This window comes from Adlercreutzia wanghongyangiae, assembly GCF_035989245.1.
Taxonomy (GTDB): domain Bacteria; phylum Actinomycetota; class Coriobacteriia; order Coriobacteriales; family Eggerthellaceae; genus Adlercreutzia; species Adlercreutzia wanghongyangiae.
Window position 1 is genome coordinate 45,383 of the sequence record NZ_JAYMFF010000024.1, and the last position, 17,941, is coordinate 63,323.

Annotated in this window: 17 protein-coding genes; 6 read left to right on the forward strand and 11 right to left on the reverse strand. The window is 61.6% G+C overall.

Features of this window, described 5'->3' with window-relative positions; genetic code table 11:
• Position 1: 1 nt before the first annotated feature.
• Positions 2-319 (forward strand): hypothetical protein, encoded by a 318-nt coding sequence (locus VIN30_RS10645; RefSeq protein WP_326423643.1) that lies wholly within the window; start codon positions 2-4, stop codon positions 317-319.
• Between the two features lie 130 nt (positions 320-449).
• Here the strand turns inward: VIN30_RS10645 and VIN30_RS10650 are convergent, their stop codons facing one another.
• Positions 450-1,403: a tetratricopeptide repeat protein gene (locus VIN30_RS10650; protein WP_338211473.1), complete on the reverse strand. Its 954-nt coding sequence runs from the start codon at positions 1,401-1,403 to the stop codon at positions 450-452.
• Entirely contained in the window at positions 1,396-1,722 is a 327-nt protein-coding gene (locus VIN30_RS10655; RefSeq protein ID WP_326423645.1) for an HIRAN domain-containing protein, read from the reverse strand. The genes VIN30_RS10650 and VIN30_RS10655 overlap by 8 nt, the downstream gene beginning before the upstream one ends.
• Before the next feature lie 189 nt (positions 1,723-1,911).
• Here VIN30_RS10655 and VIN30_RS10660 point away from each other — a divergent pair, with 189 nt between their 5' ends.
• A complete protein-coding gene (locus VIN30_RS10660) occupies positions 1,912-2,169 on the forward strand; it encodes a hypothetical protein (RefSeq protein WP_338211476.1) in 258 nt (85 codons plus the stop codon).
• A 93-nt stretch (positions 2,170-2,262) separates the two neighbouring features.
• Here VIN30_RS10660 and VIN30_RS10665 read toward each other — a convergent pair whose 3' ends face one another.
• The 5 genes from VIN30_RS10665 to VIN30_RS10685 all read right to left on the reverse strand — a co-directional run bounded on the left by VIN30_RS10665 (position 2,263) and on the right by VIN30_RS10685 (position 7,054).
• The gene (locus VIN30_RS10665; RefSeq protein WP_338211477.1) at positions 2,263-3,147 is read right to left on the reverse strand and encodes a nucleotidyl transferase AbiEii/AbiGii toxin family protein; all 885 of its coding nucleotides are present in this window, start codon (positions 3,145-3,147) and stop codon (positions 2,263-2,265) included.
• The gene (gene abiEi / locus VIN30_RS10670; RefSeq protein ID WP_326423648.1) at positions 3,140-3,676 is read right to left on the reverse strand and encodes a type IV toxin-antitoxin system AbiEi family antitoxin; all 537 of its coding nucleotides are present in this window, start codon (positions 3,674-3,676) and stop codon (positions 3,140-3,142) included. The genes VIN30_RS10665 and abiEi overlap by 8 nt, the downstream gene beginning before the upstream one ends.
• A gap of 64 nt (positions 3,677-3,740) precedes the next feature.
• On the reverse strand, positions 3,741-5,264 hold the full coding sequence (locus VIN30_RS10675; protein WP_338211478.1) for a DUF2130 domain-containing protein: 1,524 nt from the start codon (positions 5,262-5,264) through the stop codon (positions 3,741-3,743).
• A 10-nt stretch (positions 5,265-5,274) separates the two neighbouring features.
• Positions 5,275-5,703 (reverse strand): YolD-like family protein, encoded by a 429-nt coding sequence (locus VIN30_RS10680; RefSeq protein ID WP_326423650.1) that lies wholly within the window; start codon positions 5,701-5,703, stop codon positions 5,275-5,277.
• On the reverse strand, positions 5,696-7,054 hold the full coding sequence (locus VIN30_RS10685; protein ID WP_338211479.1) for a Y-family DNA polymerase: 1,359 nt from the start codon (positions 7,052-7,054) through the stop codon (positions 5,696-5,698). The genes VIN30_RS10680 and VIN30_RS10685 overlap by 8 nt, the downstream gene beginning before the upstream one ends.
• Positions 7,055-7,185: 131 nt before the next feature.
• On the opposite strand from VIN30_RS10685, the gene VIN30_RS10690 reads away from it, so the two are divergent.
• The 3 genes from VIN30_RS10690 (at position 7,186) to VIN30_RS10700 (ending at position 9,892) form a co-directional block, all read left to right on the forward strand.
• Positions 7,186-9,240, forward strand: coding sequence for a DUF262 domain-containing protein (locus tag VIN30_RS10690; protein ID WP_338211480.1), 2,055 nt, complete (start codon positions 7,186-7,188; stop codon positions 9,238-9,240).
• Between the two features lie 143 nt (positions 9,241-9,383).
• Positions 9,384-9,611, forward strand: a complete 228-nt coding sequence (gene relB / locus VIN30_RS10695) for a type II toxin-antitoxin system RelB family antitoxin (protein ID WP_338211481.1) — start codon at positions 9,384-9,386, stop codon at positions 9,609-9,611.
• Positions 9,608-9,892, forward strand: coding sequence for a type II toxin-antitoxin system RelE family toxin (locus tag VIN30_RS10700; protein ID WP_338211482.1), 285 nt, complete (start codon positions 9,608-9,610; stop codon positions 9,890-9,892). Before relB ends, VIN30_RS10700 begins: the two co-directional genes overlap by 4 nt.
• Positions 9,893-9,946: 54 nt before the next feature.
• Here the strand turns inward: VIN30_RS10700 and VIN30_RS10705 are convergent, their stop codons facing one another.
• Together VIN30_RS10705 and VIN30_RS10710 are read right to left on the reverse strand one after the other, a co-directional pair.
• Positions 9,947-10,639, reverse strand: a complete 693-nt coding sequence (locus VIN30_RS10705; RefSeq protein ID WP_338211483.1) for a DNA alkylation repair protein — start codon at positions 10,637-10,639, stop codon at positions 9,947-9,949.
• A gap of 126 nt (positions 10,640-10,765) precedes the next feature.
• Positions 10,766-12,187, reverse strand: a complete 1,422-nt coding sequence (locus VIN30_RS10710) for a helix-turn-helix transcriptional regulator (RefSeq protein ID WP_338211484.1) — start codon at positions 12,185-12,187, stop codon at positions 10,766-10,768.
• A 219-nt stretch (positions 12,188-12,406) separates the two neighbouring features.
• Here VIN30_RS10710 and VIN30_RS10715 point away from each other — a divergent pair, with 219 nt between their 5' ends.
• A complete protein-coding gene (locus VIN30_RS10715; RefSeq protein ID WP_338211487.1) occupies positions 12,407-15,157 on the forward strand; it encodes an oxidoreductase in 2,751 nt (916 codons plus the stop codon).
• Positions 15,158-15,240: 83 nt separating this feature from the next.
• On the opposite strand, the gene gdhA is transcribed toward VIN30_RS10715, so the two are convergent.
• Positions 15,241-16,572, reverse strand: a complete 1,332-nt coding sequence (gene gdhA / locus VIN30_RS10720; protein ID WP_338211488.1) for an NADP-specific glutamate dehydrogenase — start codon at positions 16,570-16,572, stop codon at positions 15,241-15,243.
• A gap of 199 nt (positions 16,573-16,771) precedes the next feature.
• Positions 16,772-17,503 carry a hypothetical protein gene (locus VIN30_RS10725; protein WP_326423656.1) on the reverse strand — a complete coding sequence of 244 codons (732 nt, stop codon included), beginning with the start codon at positions 17,501-17,503 and terminating at the stop codon, positions 16,772-16,774.
• Between the last annotated feature and the right edge of the window lie 438 nt (positions 17,504-17,941).

Consider the following 17,941-nt stretch of genomic DNA (forward strand, 5'->3'; position numbering starts at 1 on the left):
CATGACCTATCAGGAACTGGTTACCAAGCTCATCGAGATTCAGAAGCACCTGATGCCCGATCTAGAGAAGTTCGAACGCGAGGGCCGGCTTCCCCACGACCTGAAGGTCGCCAAGGCCGAGATCATCGAGTGGGAGCACACGGTGGACGGCGACGGCGGCCTGGAAGAGCCGCCCGAGATCTGGCCCGTGGAGAAGTTCGCCCGGGCGCTGCGCGAGCATTACGACGACTTCAACGACTTCATGCGCCGCAACATCGCCGAGTACGAGGTGCTGGCCGGCAAACTGCCCGCGGCCTTCGAAAACCCGCTGGACCAATAGGCGCAAAAACCGCGTCTCCACCGCGGATTATCCCTCCCCTCCGCCCTGGTCCGAGCCGATGCCGCCCGGCGGGTAATTCCGCGACGAGCCGTCCTACGGGGCGGCTCGTCGCTTGCGCTCGGGGAGGACCTCAGTAGCAGCCCGCTATCTCCTGGGCCATGCGGGCCACGCCGCGGCGAGCCTCCAGGCGCTCGCGCTTGAAGTGCCACTGGCCGGCATCGAAGGCAGCACCCAGGCTGATGGCCGCCAGGCGATACCAGGTGCGGGCCCGGCGAAAATCCTGCACACAGCCGCGCCCGCACTCGAACGCCCGAGCCAAGCGCAGGGCGGCATTGCCCGTGGACGCGCGGTCCTCGTCGATGGCACCGCTTTCCACGTCGAAGGCGCGCCGGTACCACATGCAGGCATGCTCGGCCGATGCCTCGCAGCCGCGCCCGGCGGCCACCATGTCCCCCAGACGCCAGCAGCATTCCCCATGACCATGCAGCGCACCGTAGGAGAAATGCAGATAGGCGCGCTGGTCGCAGGGCATATCGGCGCTATGCAGCGCGCGAGACTCCAGAAGACCGCACCAGTACTCGCCCTCGCACAGGTCGCCCTCGTAGATGATGCCAAGCCGGCAGTGGGCGGCAACGCAGCCGCGCTGGGCGGCGTGCAGCAGCAGTATCTCGGCGGCACGGTAGCAGTCGATACGCCGACGACGCTGGTCTTCCCCTGTCAGGCCCAGAGCCTCGCCGAAGTAGATTTCCGCCAGCTCCCATGCACGCCAGCCGCCGCGATCGGGCCCCGACGGATAGGAGGCCACGAAGGCGCGGCCGTCGCCAACGCAATCGGGAACGACTTCGCTCACCCAAATGCGTGGAAGGCGCTCGGAGGCCTCGGCGCCCTTGCGGTCCACGGCGAACACCGCGGTGCGCTCACGGCGGCGGTGCCAAGCGGCCCCGCGCATCACGTGGGGAACGAAGCTGGCATCGGCGCCTCCGTTGGAGCGGCGCACGCTGGGGGCGCCGAACACGGCAGCGGCTGCGCGCTGGGCCAGCGACACCCCCGAGGCCCGGCGCTGAACGGCAACGGCGCTAGTCATTGAGATGCACCCCCATCACCAAACGACACCACGACCCGATCTGCTCATGGGCCTCCAAGCGGCCCTCCACCGACTTTCCCCCGTCGATGAGACGCCCCACGAACTCGTTGCACTCGCAGGAAACGTAGCCGATGCGCCGGTCGCTGCCGTCGCGCACCTCCACGGCCCAAGGGTCGAAGCGGTTAGCGGCGTCGCGCACGAGCGCGAAGCGCTCCCCCACCTGATAGGCTGCGGCCAGCTCGGCTACCCCCGGCACATGCCGCGTGCCCGCCACCGTTGTGCCCTCCACGACGCAGATCGATGATGCTGTGTTTGCCATGGCGTCCTCCGTTCATTTGAATGCGATGGGAACATCCTACGCCGCGGCAATTTCGCAAGTGTCCTATATTTAGTACAGCTATGGAAGTGATATCCAAGTAGGCGACAAGGAGGCGCCGCGGTTGGTGAGGGCTGCGGGCCATGGTATACTGCCCGCCATTCAATGAACCTGTTCCCCGCGAGGAGTCCCATGAAAGACAAGAAGGACAAGAAGCAGAAGAAGGCGGCGGCCGACAAGAAAGCCGATAAGCTGAAGCGCAAGAAGAAGCACACGGGCTGTAAAGGCGAAAGACACGCCGCCGGCTGCAAGGGCTGCGAGAAGGCCAAGGCGGCCCTCAAGCTAGAGCACTGCACCTGCTGCAAGAAGCACTGCCCCCTCTCGAAGCCCAAATGCGGCAAAGGCCGCCGCCTCGCCGCCGCGCTCAGGATGCGAGAGGAAAAAGCCTAGCGGGAATCGCGCCTGAAAACCCACCGCGTCCATTGCCTAGTGAGGACCGAAATCATCCTCTGGAAAATACTGCAGAACAAGCTTGCCGCCTGCTTAAGAGATAAGGGCGATCGTTTGTTGATACCCCTCAACGATGAGGTTCTTCAATGCCTCTCGCTGAAGGGGTCGTTCAATGGTATCCGCCATTACGGAGGACGGCAGGAAACGCCGCATCTGGGCGATATAGGCCTCGGAGACAGCGTATTCAGCCGCTCTCTCAGCACCATCGGCCAGCAATTCCGCAGGCGCTCTCCCAGTAGCGTAATCCCCTACCTTTTTTAGAACGAGATCAGCTGCAAGGGCAATCTCGACTCCGGGACGCTGCATGATCCAAGGAATGTCCCAGAGGTCGCGATAACGCGGTGCCTTCACCTGCTGAGCGAACGAAACGAGCTTATCCGCAAGGATTTCGTTAAGAGACTGGCATCCCACGAGCAAACTCCCATACACTCCCTGAATTTCAGAATAGTTCTCAACGACAACTCTGTTCTCACGGGTATAAGAAGGCACTTGGGCGATTTCAATCTTAATTTTCTGCGAGGGCAAATCGGGCCGCTCAGGAGCCGTATCCACGACCACCTGCCACCTCTTCATGGTGCCACCGCCGTCGAATTGCTTAACCTTTTTCGGCTCTTTGACGCGCACATCGACGCCAAACCTCTTCGTGAGATTGCGGCCTATAACATCCTTGAAGCCGCTCAGATCGGTAGCTGTGAGGTCAAGCCGTGTGTTGAAATCAAGGTCTTCGCTATAGCGCACGCCACCATAGCAGAGGCGCAGGCAAGTGCCGCCCTGGAAATTGAGCTTGCAGAGCCAATCTGATTGCGCGAGTGCCCGGAGGATGTCGTAATGAATAAGCTCCTTCTCCACGACGGGGAGAAGGTCCTCCACCTTGTTGCGCACAGCTACCTTCCGAGAGAATTCAAGAAAATCACTCATCGTCTTCCACCTCTTCCCAATCGATGAGATCTAAAGACCTCCCAGAGCGAAGAAGCCCGCGCACGGTATGGTCTTTCGTCGCCAAACGCAATCCATGGCCCGGATAGTCGACCGTATGGTCAAGCAAATACGCCCAGTCTCGAGATGTATGCACGAACTCAATCACGCCAAACGGCGTCTTGAATTCACCCTCCTTGCCCGTCGTGACGACCGTCAACCGACCAACGGGAATCTGGGAAATCACACCCCACAGGGAGGCCGCGCTCTCCATGCCGATGAAGTTCATCTCGCCGGAGCGAAGCGCTACGGCGAGCTCCTCGATGGCGGGAATATCGGAGACTCCCGCAGAGGCGTACCAGTACAGGTCGCGTGCAATATGCCACAATGACCCGGCTTTTACCAGGCGGGAAATCGTGCTGCGCAGTTTCGTGCCGTCTTCGGCGAACACGAGAGCCAGATCAGTCGTGCGAAAAGCCCTCTTCCCGTCCGCATACATGCATAGCGCTTTGTCGGCCTCATAAAGCTTCATTGTTTCCTTACTCTACTGTTATGATGCTATTTTACATCATAACAGTAGAGTTATAGGAAAAGAGCTATTCTTCACCGTCGTTCAGAACATCCACCTCGGCAATCTCATCGGCAACCTCTTGACGCTCCGTTCCCTGCCCCTCCTTCGCCTCGCGGGCCTCATCCAAGAGGGCCTTCATGGTGGGGTTCTTGCGGGTGAGCTTCTTCACCGTGAGGTCCTCGGCCTTCTGGTTGGCCAAGCGAAGGTTGTTCTCGCTGCCCAGCAGATTGTCCTTGATCTTCTGCAGATGATCGATGGACTTGTCGATCTCCTCGATGGCCTTGCGGAACTTGTCGCTCGCAATGCGGTAGTTGCGCCCGAACTTGTCCTTGAAGTCGGCCAGCTGATCCTCGAAGTTCGTGACGTCAATGTTCTGCTGGCGCACCAGGGCGAGTTCCTTGCGGTATTGAAGCGACGAGAGCGCCGCGTTGCGCAGCAGCGTGATCAGCGGGATGAAGAACTGCGGGCGAATGACGTACATTTTCTCGTAACGATAGGACACATCCGTGATGCCGGCGTTGTACAACTCGCTTTCCGGCTCGAGCAGCGACACGAGCACGGCGTACTCGCAGCCCTTCTTCGCGCGGTCGGCGTCCAGCTTCTTGAAGTGCGATTCGTTGGTCTTCTTATGGGTGGAGTCGTCGGCCTCGTTCTTCATCTCGAACATGATGGAGACGATCTCGTTGCCGTCCTCGTCGAAGTCGCGGAAGACGAAATCGCCCTTGGTGCCCTCCACCACCTCGTTGTCTTTCTCGAAGTAGGCACGCGGGAAGGCCGTGGGGCGCAGGCGGTTGAACTCGATCTCGCAGTGCTGCTCCAGCGACTCGCCGAGCATCTTGGTGGAAAGCCGCGCCTTCATGTCCTGGATGCGCTCGATCTCGCGCTCGCGGTCGGCGATGAGCTCGTCTTTCATCTTCAGCCTCTCGGCAAGCTCCACCTTGTGCTCCGCCTCAGCCCGAGAGAGTGCCTCGCGCTCGCGAGCCACCTGAGCGCGCAAATCGTCGCGCTCGCGCTCCACGGCCACCTGGGCGTCCTTGGCAGCGGCGTTGGCCTGCTGCACCGCCAGCTGGGTCTCCATGGATGCCTGGGCGCGCTGGCTTTCCAGCTTCTGGGCCAACTCGTCGCGCTCGCGCTCCACCGCGCGCAGCCGTTCCACCTCGGCGGCCACCGCATCGCTCACCGCCAGCTTGCGCGCGACCTCGGCCTCGCCGTCCTTGGAGGCCAGCTGGGCACGCAACCCCTCCACCTGCTTCTCCAGTTCCGCCTTCTCGTTCTGCGCTGCAAGCTGAAAGTCCTTCGCCTGCGCCTTGAAACGCTCGGTCTGGGCGGCCAGCTGCCCGTCGCGCTCGGCTATTTGCGCGCGCAGGACCTCTTCGGCCTTAGTCACTGCCAGGGCCACTTCCTGCTCGCGGGCCTTCTCGGCCAAGGAGACGCGGGCATCCACCTCGCGCTGGAACTCCTGGTCGCGCACTTGGCTGAGAATGGCGGCGTAGCCGCTTTCATCCACCGCGAAGGCCTCGCCGCAATGAGGGCACTTGATCTCGTTCATGGTCATCCTTTCAGGAAAGCGCTTCCAAGGCGCACAGCTCGTCAAAGGGGATGCGCGTGCGCACTATCCACAGGTCATGATAGATCATATCTATCTGGCTGACTGTCCCGACAATGGTTCGGTAAGCGTCATTTTCGTAGAACGTGACGCTTACAAGCTGTCCGCGCTGCAACTGCGCCACAGCCTCGGCAAGCTCGCGGGCCTCGTCCTCGGCCAGCGGGCGGCGGGGTTCCACAACGCGCTCCTTCTCCTGCACCAGGTCGTAGTAGCCGCGCAGGGCTGCGAAGGGCGCGAACTGCCGGGCGCGTTCGGGATGGGGGCGTCCCAATCCCGCCGGAACCGGCCGGTCGATATCCCCACACGCGCCCGATCCGGTGCCAGGCGGGGCGTCTTCCACCTCGACCCATGCCAATCCCTCGAAGGCTTCCCCACTAGCCATGGTGACCGCCCACCATCTCGTTGCGCTCCCGACCGAGGGCACGCTCCTTCAAACTCGTGCCCTTGATAAGGGCGTTCTTCCCGAACTTCCCCTTCACGGCAAGCACGGCCTCAGCGCGTCGGCGCTCGCGCGCAGCGGCCTCCACATCGGTGAACAGGTCCACCGTGGCCAAATCTTCGTCCACCAGGTTGCCGAAGCCGATGCTGATCTTGCGCATGGTGCGCGTCGGATCCACCGTCTCGCGGAAGAGCGCCTCCAAATACCCGTAGAGCTTCGCGAACGAGTTCGTGCGCTCGGGAATCTTGCGCCCGCCCCCGCCATGGGGCCGCACTCCCCCGATGCGGCGCACCCCGTGACCGCCTTCGAAGAGCACCTCATCAGACGCCGCCTTCGCCGCCGGCTCCCTTGCCGTCCCCACCTCGGCAGCGTTGTCGCGCCCGTAGCTCACGTGCAGCGAAATATGGTCGGTCACCAGGCGCTTCTGCACCAGATCGAGCACCGCATCGTCTACCATCTCGCGCATCACCATGAGGGTGTCGTCGAAGGAGTAGCCGCAGGGCAGAATCTGGCCGTTCATGAGCGAGGAGCTCTCCGGCTCGTAGGCCTTGATCTCGGCGATGGTGCAGGGCTCCAGCCCCCAAGCATGGTCGATGAGGTACTCGGCATTCACCCCGAACTCGCTATAGAGCGCATCGGGATCCATCTCGGTCACGCCGCGCAGGTCGAACACGCGGTATTGCGCCAGACGGCGGGCGATGCCCGGCCCGATGTTCCAAATGTCGGTAATGGGCCGATGCGGCCAAATCTGCTCGCGGAAGGTACGCTCGGTAAGTTCGCCGATGCCGTCGGCGGCATGCTTGGCCGCAATGTCGAGCGCCACCTTGGCCAGAAACAGGTTCGGCCCGATGCCCGCCGTGGCGGGAATGCCCGTCTCGGCAAGCACGGCCCCGCGCAACGTGTCGGCGAACTCGCGGGCTGTAAGGTCGTAAAGCTCCAGATAGGGCGTGGCGTCGATAAAGCACTCGTCGATGGAGTACGGGTGAATGTCGTCGGGCGAGACGTAGCGCAGATAGGTGGCGTAGATGTCCGCCGACACCTGCATGTACGTTTTCATGCGGGGTTGGGCGGTGATGAACTCCATCCCCGTGGGAATCTCGTGCAGGCGGCAGCGGTTGCGCACGCCGGCCGCCTTCATGGCCGGGCTCACCGCCAAACAGATGGTCATTTCCGAGCGCGTGGGATCGGCTACGACGAGCTTCGTCGTCATAGGATCGAGCCCACGCGCAACGCACTCCACCGAGGCGTAGAAGCTCTTCAAGTCGATGCAAACGTATGTGCGCTCATATTCCATGGCCTCAGTATAACATGGAACATTAGTTCTTGTTTTACCAATTAAACATTAATGCCTGTTACTTCGCTTACAATGGGAAATGTAACGGAACACCTGTTTGAGTCCTGGTAGAACAGTGGAGAGGAAAACAGATGAAAGGCGAAGAAAGATATTTGGTGAACTTGCTAGAGGGCACAAAAACCCGATTCCATATTCCCGTATATCAGCGCAACTACGATTGGCGAATCGAAGATTGCAAGCAGCTCTTCGACGACCTCGAAGAGTTGGCAGTTGGTAGCGAAAGCACCCATTTCTTCGGTAGCATTGTGTCGCAAGCCGACGGAGATGTGCGTATTGTTATTGACGGGCAGCAGAGAATCACAACGTCTTATCTTCTGCTGCTTGCGCTTGTTCACCTTTTGCAGAAGGGGTCTATCGTTTCAGAGGATGCCAATCTGGCAGAGATGATCAACGAAGAATACCTTATCGACAAATGGCATAAAAATGACAGCAAGCTGAAACTAAAGCTCATCAAAGACGATCAGAGAGCATTCGAAGCTATTTACTCGGCCGATGAGAGCAAATTCATCAGCACCTCCAACATCACCGTGAACTACAACTACTTCCGAAAAAGAATAGCTGCAAGCGAGTTATCTGCCGATCAGCTTCAATTAGCGATCGAAAAATTAATGGTTATCGACATTAAACTTGACGGAACCGACGACGCTCAGCGCATCTTCGAAAGCCTCAACTCTACAGGCTTAGAGCTAAGTGAAGGCGACAAGATACGCAACTTCATCCTCATGGGGCTAGATTCCGAATCTCAGGAAAAATACTACGAAGAGTATTGGAATAGGATCGAGAAGAACACTGATTATGATGTCAGCTCATTCGCCCGCGACTGGCTAGCGGCCACGCAACGGAAGACCCCTGCCATCAAAAAGGTCTACGCGATCTTCAAAAACTATGTGAGAGGCAACGGGATTGAGACAAACTATCTCCTGGAGAATCTACTCAGGCACTCAGAGTATTACAGACTCATTCGTAAACATGATTCTGGGAATGCCTCGATAGACGCAGTCCTAAAAAGGCTTGTATTGCTGGACACAAGCGTCGTCAATCCATACTTGCTCAACTTATTCGAATACCGAGAAACCCAAAAGATAACCGATGCCGAAATAGCGGAATCCCTTGAGGCAATCGAAAACTACATATTCCGCCGTTGGGTTTGCAAAGTGCCAACAAACGCCTTAAATAAGGTGTTCGAAACACTGCATTCCGAAACGCTTCGAGGCGCTAAAAGCGAAAACCGCTATCCCGACGTGCTGAAATATATCCTTTTGGCAAAAGAAGGAAGCGGGCGCTATCCCCGCGACGAAGAGTTCATGGACGAATTCGAGAGACGAGATTTCTATAGAATCGGAGCGTACCGATTCTATCTATACGACAAACTCGAAAACGGCAATAGCCTAGAGCGAGTCAATATTGTTGGCGGCATGAAAGAAGATCGATATACCGTTGAACACGTCATGCCGCAATCCCTCTCTCCGAGTTGGAAAGAGGATCTGGGAGCAGATTACGAGAGGGTTCATGACCGCTGGCTCAATTCTCTCGCAAATCTAACTTTGACGGCATACAATTCCCAATACAGCAACAAACGCTTCATCGACAAACGAGACTCAGAAGGCGGTTTCAAAGACACCGGTTTCAGAATGAGTAAACAAATAGCCGACAGTGAAAAATGGACCGAAGCGGAACTCGAGCAGAGAAACAAATGGCTTAAGAAGCGATTTCTCGAATTATGGCCAACAATCGAGACTAGCTATATGCCAGCTTTTGATATGCACGAAGAAGTCGGACTTGATGAGGATTTCGAGTTCACAAACAGAAAGATAGCCGCATACACGTTCCTCGGGTCAAGGTTTACGACGAGAAATTGGGCAGAAATGATTTGTGGAGTGCTTTCTTCCGTCTACGACCTCGATCCGTCCGCCCTTCTTCGCTATATTCCCGATGGAGAGTTCCCTGCACGATTTTTCTTTTCGGAAGAGTCGGACTACTGCTATGAAATAGCCGCTGGGCTTTACTTTAATCCCGGAAGTTCAACATTAACTAAGATAGACATATTGAAACGTGTGTTTTCGGCGGCTCAGCTTGACGCGAGTGAGCTCACATTCGAGCTCTATCGGAACAAGGAAGAAGAATGATTGCCACCGCCAGTCGTGCGCCAAAGGCTAGCCCACTTCTCATGTAGTCCTTCCGTCACGCCACAATTAGCTCATCGTTGCTCGACTTTCGCTATTGCACCTGCTAATATGTACTACATCGTTATACGTTCAAGGGAGCATTTATGGCCATGGAGGCAACGGCGATCCGGTTCGCGCCAGAAGAAAAGAGCTGGATTCAGAGCTATGCGGATTTCTGCGGCAAAACGTTCTCGGACGTCGTGCGCGAGGCAGTTCTCGAAAAGGTAGAGGATGCTGCCGACTTGGAAGCCTACACGGAAGCTCTTGAAGCCGACGACGGTGCTCGCTTTTCCATGGAAGAGGTCATGCGCATGGCCATGATGGCGGAATGAGTTTCAATGTCGTCTGGACCAAACGAGCGGCAAAAGAGTTGCTTTCAGTGCCGAAGAAGCAACGGCTCATGATAGCGAAGTGGGTACAGGACCATCTTCAAGGATGCTCCAATCCAAAAGCGGTTCCCGGCTCTAAAGCTATTCAAGGGTCGCAGCAAGGTTGGCGCTATCGCGTTGGCAGCTATCGCATTCTCGCTCGCATCGAAGAAGACGATCTTATCATTGAGGTGATACGCGTCGGTCACCGCCAGGGGGTCTATCAGAACTTGCCGAAGATGTAGAGAAAGCCTTTGAGGGCACAGCGCCCCTCGGAGGCGTTTCGCTAAACTCCTAGCTCACGCGCGACGTCTCATGGCGCGCAGGCGGTCCTTCTGCTCGGGGGAAATGCGGCGGCTCTCCACGACCTTCTGGATGGCCTTGTTGTGGGTCCACGTATCGAGAGCGCCGGAGGCGATGACCTCCTCGGCGGCCACGGGTTGCTTCGCCAACGCCTCGGCGAAGTACCATGCCCGCATCATGTTCACGTAATACTCTGGGCGCGAAACGCCAACGACCCACTGAAAGAGCTCCGGCCGGAACCGCTCCTCTAGGAACAACTCCATGAGCACCCCGATAGCGAAACGCACCGTGTACTCGTGATCGCTTTCCAGCCAGTGCCACGCCCGACCCAACGCCGCATCGGGATCGGCGGCAAGACCACGGCAGGACAGCTGGTCGCAGGTGGCCCAGTTGTCGACGAAGGGCAAGAAGCGCTCGATCTCGCCGACGAGCTTATCGAAGTCACGTTCCTGGGCGATAATGAACGAGTGCAGCTGATTCTCCTCGAAGCTGCCATGGGGCAGCACCGCCAGAAACTCCTCCGCATCCTCGCGCCGCGCAAGCGCCTTCGCGAACTTCCGCAGCTCGGGCGTGTGCACACCCACAATAGAGTCGGGATCAATATTCGGTATGAGCTTCGCCTGGAACGCCCGGTACCCCTCATCGGCATGGGAGGCGAGAAACGCCCCGACATCCTCCTGAATCGCCACCGCTCCCCTTTCCCATCGCATGAACGCCGCCATTCTAGCACGTATCGGGAATGCCGCGAATGGATCAACGCACCGGCTCTCCGCCAAGGAACGCTCGACCGAAGCCGGATCGGAAACGCCTTCGCTTCAGTCGCGTTCCCAGACAAGGGCCATCAACTCGTCCTTGCTGCTCACGCCGAGCTTGCCGTAGATGCGGTAGCGGTGGCTGTTCACCGTCTTCGGCGAGATGAACAACCGCTCCCCTATGGCGGTCGCGCTCATGGCCGAGGCGAAGAAGGGAAGCAGCTCCGCCTCCCGCGCCGACAGGCCGCAGCACGCGCTCAGCACGGCGCACCGGGCGTCGATGAAGTTGCGGCTGTCCGACGACGTCCTCGGCTCAGCCGCATCCGCGACGTTTCGCGCGGCACCCGCGGCCACCTCCGCTCCTCGCGCCCGGTAGGCGAAGAAGATGAGGTAAAGGAGCCCCAGGCAGGCCGCGAAGGCCAGCGCCGCCCGGGCGAAACGCAGGCTCATCAGGCTTCCCACGAACGTGAACAGGGCGAAAAGCGCCAGAAAGTACACGAGCAGCAGCGTTCCCGCGAGGCCAGGAGATCGGGAGGACCGATCGAGCAGCAGCGCGCAAGCCCAGATAATCGACAGGAAGCAGAATTCCGACATCGCCGCCAGAGCGTACTCGAAGGGAGAAGGCGCCACGGCATAGCAGACCGTGAGCACAACAGCCAGCGACAGCGGCAGCGCCGAGGCCAGCAACAGGGCATCGGCGCTGCGCATCCTCACCCAGGCGATCCGCAGGCATACCAACATGGCCACAGCCGCCAGCGAGCCGACGAAGAACGGGACGGGCTCCGCGCGGGCATCGTAGAAAGGATTGAGGCTCCACGACCCTCCCAGGCTCATGGAGCAGGCCAAGCAGACCACCAGAACGGGAACGGCCGACCGAACGGAGGAAACGAGCAGGGCACCCAAGGAGGCCTCGCCTTCCTCGCAGGCCGCCCCTTCGGGGGTCAAAGCAGCCGGGCCGCGCAGCACGCGCCATCCCATGAGCACTCCGGCACCGGCCAGCGGCAGAGCGAGAGCCCCCGCACCGAGACCGAAAAGAACCGGAGCACCGTGGATCGCCACGCTTAAAACCCCGCTGATGCCGAAGGCGAGCGCGGCCGCAAGCAGCGTGTCGGAGAAATCGAGGGGGTTGCCCCGGACGACGAGGAAGAACTGCGCGATGCACACCGCCGCCAAGCCCAACGAAACGAAAAGAGCCGTCGCGGCGCCGAAAAGCCACGACAGAGGCAGGAGGGCCAGAGGCACGGCGACGTCAAGCGCCGCAATGAGCCGGCATCCCCCTTGGGGCCACAACCACACGATGGCCATGCAACCGAGGGCCCCAAAACCAGCGACGGCCACATGAAGAGCCGCTGCCTCCACGGCGCTGATGCCCGACAGGGCGCTTTGGGCGATCCCCAACTTGAACGAGAACGCCACCAGATAGCACAACGGACCGGCCTGCAGGCACGCCTGCATCAAGACCGACCCGACTCTTCCTCCCGTCATGGCCCTTCTCCTTTCCACTCCGTTCAGTATAGCGGCCCCACAGGAGGAGAAGGCGCCCTTTGCCGCCGAAACAAAGGGCGAAGTGCCCTTTTACTAACGAAATCCTACAGGGAGACGAGCGATGTCCTACAGACGGGCCGGCCGTCACGCTCTATGGTCGATCAACAGACCGCGTGCAGATGACGCGCCGCGACTCACCATCACGAGAAGGAGAATCCCATGCACGACCGAACAACCACCCTCGGCAGCCAGGCCCGAGCGCCCCGCACGCCGCACCTCTCCCGCCGCAGCTTCCTCGCCGGCGCCGTCACGGCGGCCGGATTGGCCACGCTTCCCTCCCTCACTGGCTGCGCACCGGTCGGCCAGGACGGCGACGATCCGAATCCTTTGGCGAACAGCGGCGGCGAAGGTCGTCTGCTCGGCGACCAACTGAACCCCCAGGAGGCGGCCGCCGAGGCAAGCGGTGATGTGAGCGCCATCTTCTCCCCTCTGAAGATCGCCCATGTCACCGTTAAGAACCGCCTTGGCAAGAGCTGCGCGGGCTCAGAGCTTCAGGAGTCGACCGACTGGCCCGACGAGAAGATGCTCGCCTTCTACGAGGGCTTTTGCGAGGGCGGCCTCGGCATGATCGTCTACGAGCAGTCGCTGCTGTTCCCTTCGACCGGCTCCATGGACACCTCGGCACTGCCGCCCATGGACGGCGCGGCGGTCGACCTGCCGCCGATGGACGGCACCGCCGGCGATATGCCTCCCCTCGACGACGTCGCCGCGGCACCGGACATGGAGGCGGTCATGCCGAGCGGTCTTTCGGGATTCCTCGGCATCTATGACGACGCGGGCATCCCCGCCCATCGGGAAATCGCCGACCGCATCCATCGCCACGACGTGGTGCTCATCGCGCAGATGCTCGACGTGACCACCGCGACGGGCGCGGCCGCCTCCACCGTCAAGGAGGAGGGCACGCTGGAGATGGCCATGGTTCCGGCGCTCATGCAGACCACCGAGCAGGTGCAGGCCGAGCAACAGGCATTCATCGACGCAGCCGTGCGCTACAAGGAGGCGGGCTGGGACGGCATCGAGCTGAACGCATCGTGCAACCACTACTTCTCCACCTTCCTCTCGCGTTACGCCAACACCGAGCGCACAGACCAGTACAGCGGAGAATCCATCGAGAACCGCGCCCGCATCCTCACCGAGATCATCGAGGGAATACGAGCGCACGTGGGCGAGGACTTCATCGTGCAGGTGCTCTACAGCGGCATCGAGGGCAACGTCGCATCCCTCGGCGACGACACGGGCTGCACCAGCATCGAGGAGGCCATCGAGTTCGCGAAGCTCTTCGAGGCAGCCGGCGCCTCCAGCCTGCACGTGCGCTCGCAGCTCTACGGCCACCACAACGGGGGCTTCCAACCCGATGTGCTGCACTTCCACGAGCACGGCGACACCGGCTACGGCACCGTCATCGACTACGACCGTCACTTCGGCGGCCTTATCGATGGCTCCCACGACGGCGCCGGCGCCCTGATCGAGGTGGCGGCGCGCATCAAAGAGGCCGTCTCCATCCCCGTGGGCACTGTGGGCTACATGGACCCGCGCGCGGAGCCCGATCTCATGAACCGAGCCATCGCCGACGGCAAGATCGACTTTATGCTCATGACGCGGCCCCTCATCGCCGACGCCGCCATCGCACAGAAGCTCGAGGAGGGGCGCCGCGACGAGGTGGCCCCCTGTACCCGCTGCATGACCTGCTTCGTCGCGCCCTTCTCCTTCGGCACGCCCTCCTATTGCCGCGTGAACGCCGCGCACACCCGCGCCTTCACCGAGGAGATGCCCGAGGGTTACGCCCCGCTGCCGGCCGATGAGCCCCGCAGCGTCATGGTCGTCGGCGGCGGCCCCGCCGGCATGGAGGCGGCCCGCATCGCCGCGGAGCGCGGGCACCGCGTCTCCCTCTACGAGCGAGAGGACCACCTGGGCGGCCTGACCGAGCTGGCCGCGGTCGTGAAGGGCACCCACGAGCGCATCGCCGACCATATCGCCTACCTCTCCCGCCAGCTCGAGCTGACCGGAGTCGATGTGCATCTGGGCACCGAAGTCGACCTCGATTACATCGTCGGCGTCGCCCCCGACATCGTGCTCATCGCCTGCGGCGGCGATCTGAGCCGCAACGCGCCTTTGGGCAGCGCCGGCAGCATCGTCACGCTCGCCGACCTGCGGGCCGCCCAGCTTGCCGGTGACGAGGCGCTGGCCGAGCTTATCGCGGGCGAGCGCGTCGTCGTGTACGGCTGCGAGTTGGAGGCCTGCAACATCGCCGAGTACCTGGTGCGGGCCGGCCGCACCGTCGACATGGTAAGTCCCTCGGGAGCCGAGAGCCTCTACCAGGGCGCTCCCACCTGGCCCAAGCTCATGGGGACAACGTGGTTGCGAACCCACGGCGTCCGCATGCACTTCCAAGCCGGCGACCTCGTCGTGGAGGACGGCTCCGTCACCTTTGCCGACGAGCGCGGCGTCACGGCCACCGTACCCTTCGATCTGCTCGTCGACGCGCGGCCGCCCCAGGCCCAGCCGGAGCTACTCGCCGGAGTCCGTGAGGCGGGCATCGCCGCCCACGGGGTGGGCGACGCCTATGCGCCGGGCACCATCGCGAACGCCGTGGCCCGCGCCAACCTGGTGGCCCGCAACCTCGAGGCCATCGACGGTTTCGGCGCGCTGGAGCTTGGGGACGACCAATACGGCGCCACGGCCACCGGCATCGGAGAGGTGACCGTCGTGCTCACCGTAAAGGACGGCGCCATCGTCGACGCCGCAGTGGACACTTCCAACGAGACGGCGGGCATCGGGCACGATCTGGGCGAGCAATTCGCTCTGCAGATCGTCGAGAAGGGCGCCATCGACGCCGTGTCGGGAGCCACGAAGACCTCCACCGCCGTTGCCGACGCCCTCGCCGACTGCAAACAGCAAGCCGACCTTTAAAATGCAAGAGAACCCCGGCTCATCCTCGCCGGGGTTCTCTTCGCGACTTGCAGGTCGTTCGCAACGTCAGCGAGCAGAGCTTTCTATACGATACCCTGGGCCATCATGGCGTTGGCGACCTTCTCGAAGCCGGCGATGTTGGCGCCCATAACGTAGTTGCCCTCGTGGCCGTAGTGCTTGGCCGCGTCGTCGATGGCGTGGTAGATGCTCACCATGATGCCCTTGAGCTTCGCGTCCACCTCCTCGAAGGTCCAGGAGAGGCGCTCGGAGTTCTGGGACATCTCCAGGCCCGAGGTGGCCACGCCACCGGCGTTGGCGGCCTTGCCCGGGATGAACACGACGCCCTGCTCCTGCAGATACTCGGTAGCGTCCAGCGTGGTGGGCATGTTCGCGCCCTCGGCGAGGATCTTGCAGCCGTTGGCCACAAGCGCCTTCACATCGTCGATGAGCACCTCGTTCTGGGTGGCGCAGGGCAGCGCGATATCGCAGGGAGTCACCCACACGCCGCGGCCCTCGTGGTACTCCACGCCCTCGCGGCGGGCGGCGTACTCGGTAAGGCGGGCGCGCTCCACTTCCTTCACCTGCTTGAGCAGGTCCACGTCGATGCCGGCGGGATCGTACACCCAGCCGGTGGAGTCGGACACGGTGACCACCTTGGCGCCGAGCTGCTGGGCTTTCTGCGTGGCGTAGATGGCCACGTTGCCGGAGCCGGACACGCACACGGTCTTGCCCTCGAAGGAGTCGTCATGGCAGCGCAGGTACTCCTCCACGATGTACACCAGGCCGTAGCCGGTGGCCTCGGTGCGGGCGAGCGAGCCGCCGAAGGAGAGGCCCTTGCCGGTGAGCACGCCCTCGAAGACGTTCTTGATCTTCTTGTACTGGCCGAACATGTAGCCGATCTCGCGGGCGCCCGTGCCGATGTCGCCGGCCGGCACGTCGGTGTCGGCGCCGATATGACGCGCAAGCTCGGTCATGAAGGCCTGGCAGAAGCGCATGACCTCCATATCGGACTTGCCCTTCGGGTCGAAGTCGCAGCCGCCCTTGCCGCCGCCCATGGGCAGTGTGGTCAGGCTGTTCTTGAAGATCTGCTCGAAGCCGAGAAACTTGATGATGCCCAGGTTCACCGACGGGTGCAGGCGCAGGCCGCCCTTGTAGGGGCCGATGGCGCTGTTGAACTGCACGCGGAAGCCGCGGTTCACCTGCACCTTGCCGGCGTCGTCCACCCACGGCACGCGAAACATGATGACACGCTCGGGCTCCACGATACGCTCCAGAAGGCTCGCAGCCTCGTACTCGGGATGGGCCTCGATGACCGGCTCCAGGGACTGGAGCACCTCGGTGACGGCCTGGATGAACTCGGGCTGCTCGACGTTCTTCGCCTTCACCTGCTCGATGACGTTATCGACGTAACTCAATGCGGACCTCCTTGACGTATCGGGGCGCCGCGGCGCGCGCACGCCCGCTGGCTTCTGGCCGCATTATAGGGTGGCGAGGGTCGCGAACGATGACTTATTAACTGACCGGAAACAAAGCGCGCACCCGTTAACGTTTTGGAAATGGCGAGCGGTCGACAGCGGCGCGCGGGTGCAGCTGCAGGTATGACTACAGGTACAGCTACAGGGAGGCGTACACCTTGGAGGAAGGAACGTTCAGGGAGGTGAGCAGCACCACGCCCACGGCTTCCTTCTCGGGGGCGTACATGATGTGCGCGCCCTCGGCCCCCTCTCCCCGCCCCGGCTCGGCCTGGGAGTCGTCGGTAACGATGACCGCCTGGAAACCGTCGGTGGTGGCCAGGCACGACAGGCGCGGCACCAGGCACACGAGCGATTGCGCGCCGGCATCAAGCAGCTCCTGGCGCAGGACCTGCAGACGCTTCTTGGTAGCGTAGTAGTCGATGGCCACCACGCCGATCTTCCGATCGCCGGCGTTCAGCACCGTGGGGATGGTGTACCGATCCAGATCGGCGATGTTCAATGTGACCACCCCGGCGCCCTTGCCCTCGTACAAGTCGCGCACATCGGAGGCGTACACGGGCCGCTCGCGCATGGCCAACGGCAGGCGCGACAGCTCGGAGGCCACCATGGCGCCGATGCTCTCAGGCCGTTCGGTCAGCTCCCCCTCGGCAGCGGGAGCCATGGCCGGTCGCAGCGCGTCCAGCGGGTCGTAGGTACCGTCGTAGACAATGGCGGTGTAGCCCTGCATCTGGCCGAAGGCGTCGTCCACCGCCGAGGCGGCCACATTCCACGATCGCCCCGTCTCGAAATAGCGCAAGAGCACGCTGCCGCCGAAAATGACGAGCAGCGCGAATACGAGGAGGGCTACCTTTTCCCGCGTGCGTTTCTTCATAGCGTCCCATTATAGCGAAGCCCTGCCGCGGCAATCGCGACGGGGCTTAAGGCTCCACTCTATTTCGATGGCCCGTGTCATCCTGAGCACAGGCCGAAGACCGGAGTCGAAGGATTTCACAAGATTCTTCGACTCGCTTCGCTCGTTCAGAATGACACGGGCTGATAGGATCGCTTCGTTGCCGAACGGGCGGGCTGAAGCCCGCCCCTACAGTTCCTGCAGCGCGGCCGTCTTCGTAGGGGCGGGCTTCAGCCCGCCCGCGAGCGCGTTTTGCTTGCCGTCGGACCTAAGCCACGGGCAGCTTCTTTGCCTCCTCCAGCATGCGCTTCACGAAGCGGCCCGTGTGCGAGCCTTCCACCTCGGCCACCTCCTCGGGCGTGCCCTGGGCTACAATGGTGCCGCCCTTGTCGCCGCCCTCGGGCCCCAGATCCACGATAT

What these genes read in the sequence shown, in the direction of transcription:
- relB (WP_338211481.1), top strand. Translation starts at nt 9,384, where the DNA reads ATGGCCATGGAGGCAACGGCGATCCGGTTCGCGCCAGAAGAAAAGAGC.
- VIN30_RS10725 (WP_326423656.1), bottom strand. Translation starts at nt 17,503, where the DNA reads ATGAAGAAACGCACGCGGGAAAAGGTAGCCCTCCTCGTATTCGCGCTG.
- VIN30_RS10655 (WP_326423645.1), bottom strand. Translation starts at nt 1,722, where the DNA reads ATGGCAAACACAGCATCATCGATCTGCGTCGTGGAGGGCACAACGGTG.
- VIN30_RS10710 (WP_338211484.1), bottom strand. Translation starts at nt 12,187, where the DNA reads ATGACGGGAGGAAGAGTCGGGTCGGTCTTGATGCAGGCGTGCCTGCAG.
- VIN30_RS10675 (WP_338211478.1), bottom strand. Translation starts at nt 5,264, where the DNA reads ATGAACGAGATCAAGTGCCCTCATTGCGGCGAGGCCTTCGCGGTGGAT.
- VIN30_RS10690 (WP_338211480.1), top strand. Translation starts at nt 7,186, where the DNA reads ATGAAAGGCGAAGAAAGATATTTGGTGAACTTGCTAGAGGGCACAAAA.
- VIN30_RS10700 (WP_338211482.1), top strand. Translation starts at nt 9,608, where the DNA reads ATGAGTTTCAATGTCGTCTGGACCAAACGAGCGGCAAAAGAGTTGCTT.
- VIN30_RS10680 (WP_326423650.1), bottom strand. Translation starts at nt 5,703, where the DNA reads ATGGCTAGTGGGGAAGCCTTCGAGGGATTGGCATGGGTCGAGGTGGAA.
- VIN30_RS10665 (WP_338211477.1), bottom strand. Translation starts at nt 3,147, where the DNA reads ATGAGTGATTTTCTTGAATTCTCTCGGAAGGTAGCTGTGCGCAACAAG.
- abiEi (WP_326423648.1), bottom strand. Translation starts at nt 3,676, where the DNA reads ATGAAGCTTTATGAGGCCGACAAAGCGCTATGCATGTATGCGGACGGG.
- VIN30_RS10645 (WP_326423643.1), top strand. Translation starts at nt 2, where the DNA reads ATGACCTATCAGGAACTGGTTACCAAGCTCATCGAGATTCAGAAGCAC.
- VIN30_RS10650 (WP_338211473.1), bottom strand. Translation starts at nt 1,403, where the DNA reads ATGACTAGCGCCGTTGCCGTTCAGCGCCGGGCCTCGGGGGTGTCGCTG.
- VIN30_RS10685 (WP_338211479.1), bottom strand. Translation starts at nt 7,054, where the DNA reads ATGGAATATGAGCGCACATACGTTTGCATCGACTTGAAGAGCTTCTAC.
- VIN30_RS10660 (WP_338211476.1), top strand. Translation starts at nt 1,912, where the DNA reads ATGAAAGACAAGAAGGACAAGAAGCAGAAGAAGGCGGCGGCCGACAAG.
- VIN30_RS10715 (WP_338211487.1), top strand. Translation starts at nt 12,407, where the DNA reads ATGCACGACCGAACAACCACCCTCGGCAGCCAGGCCCGAGCGCCCCGC.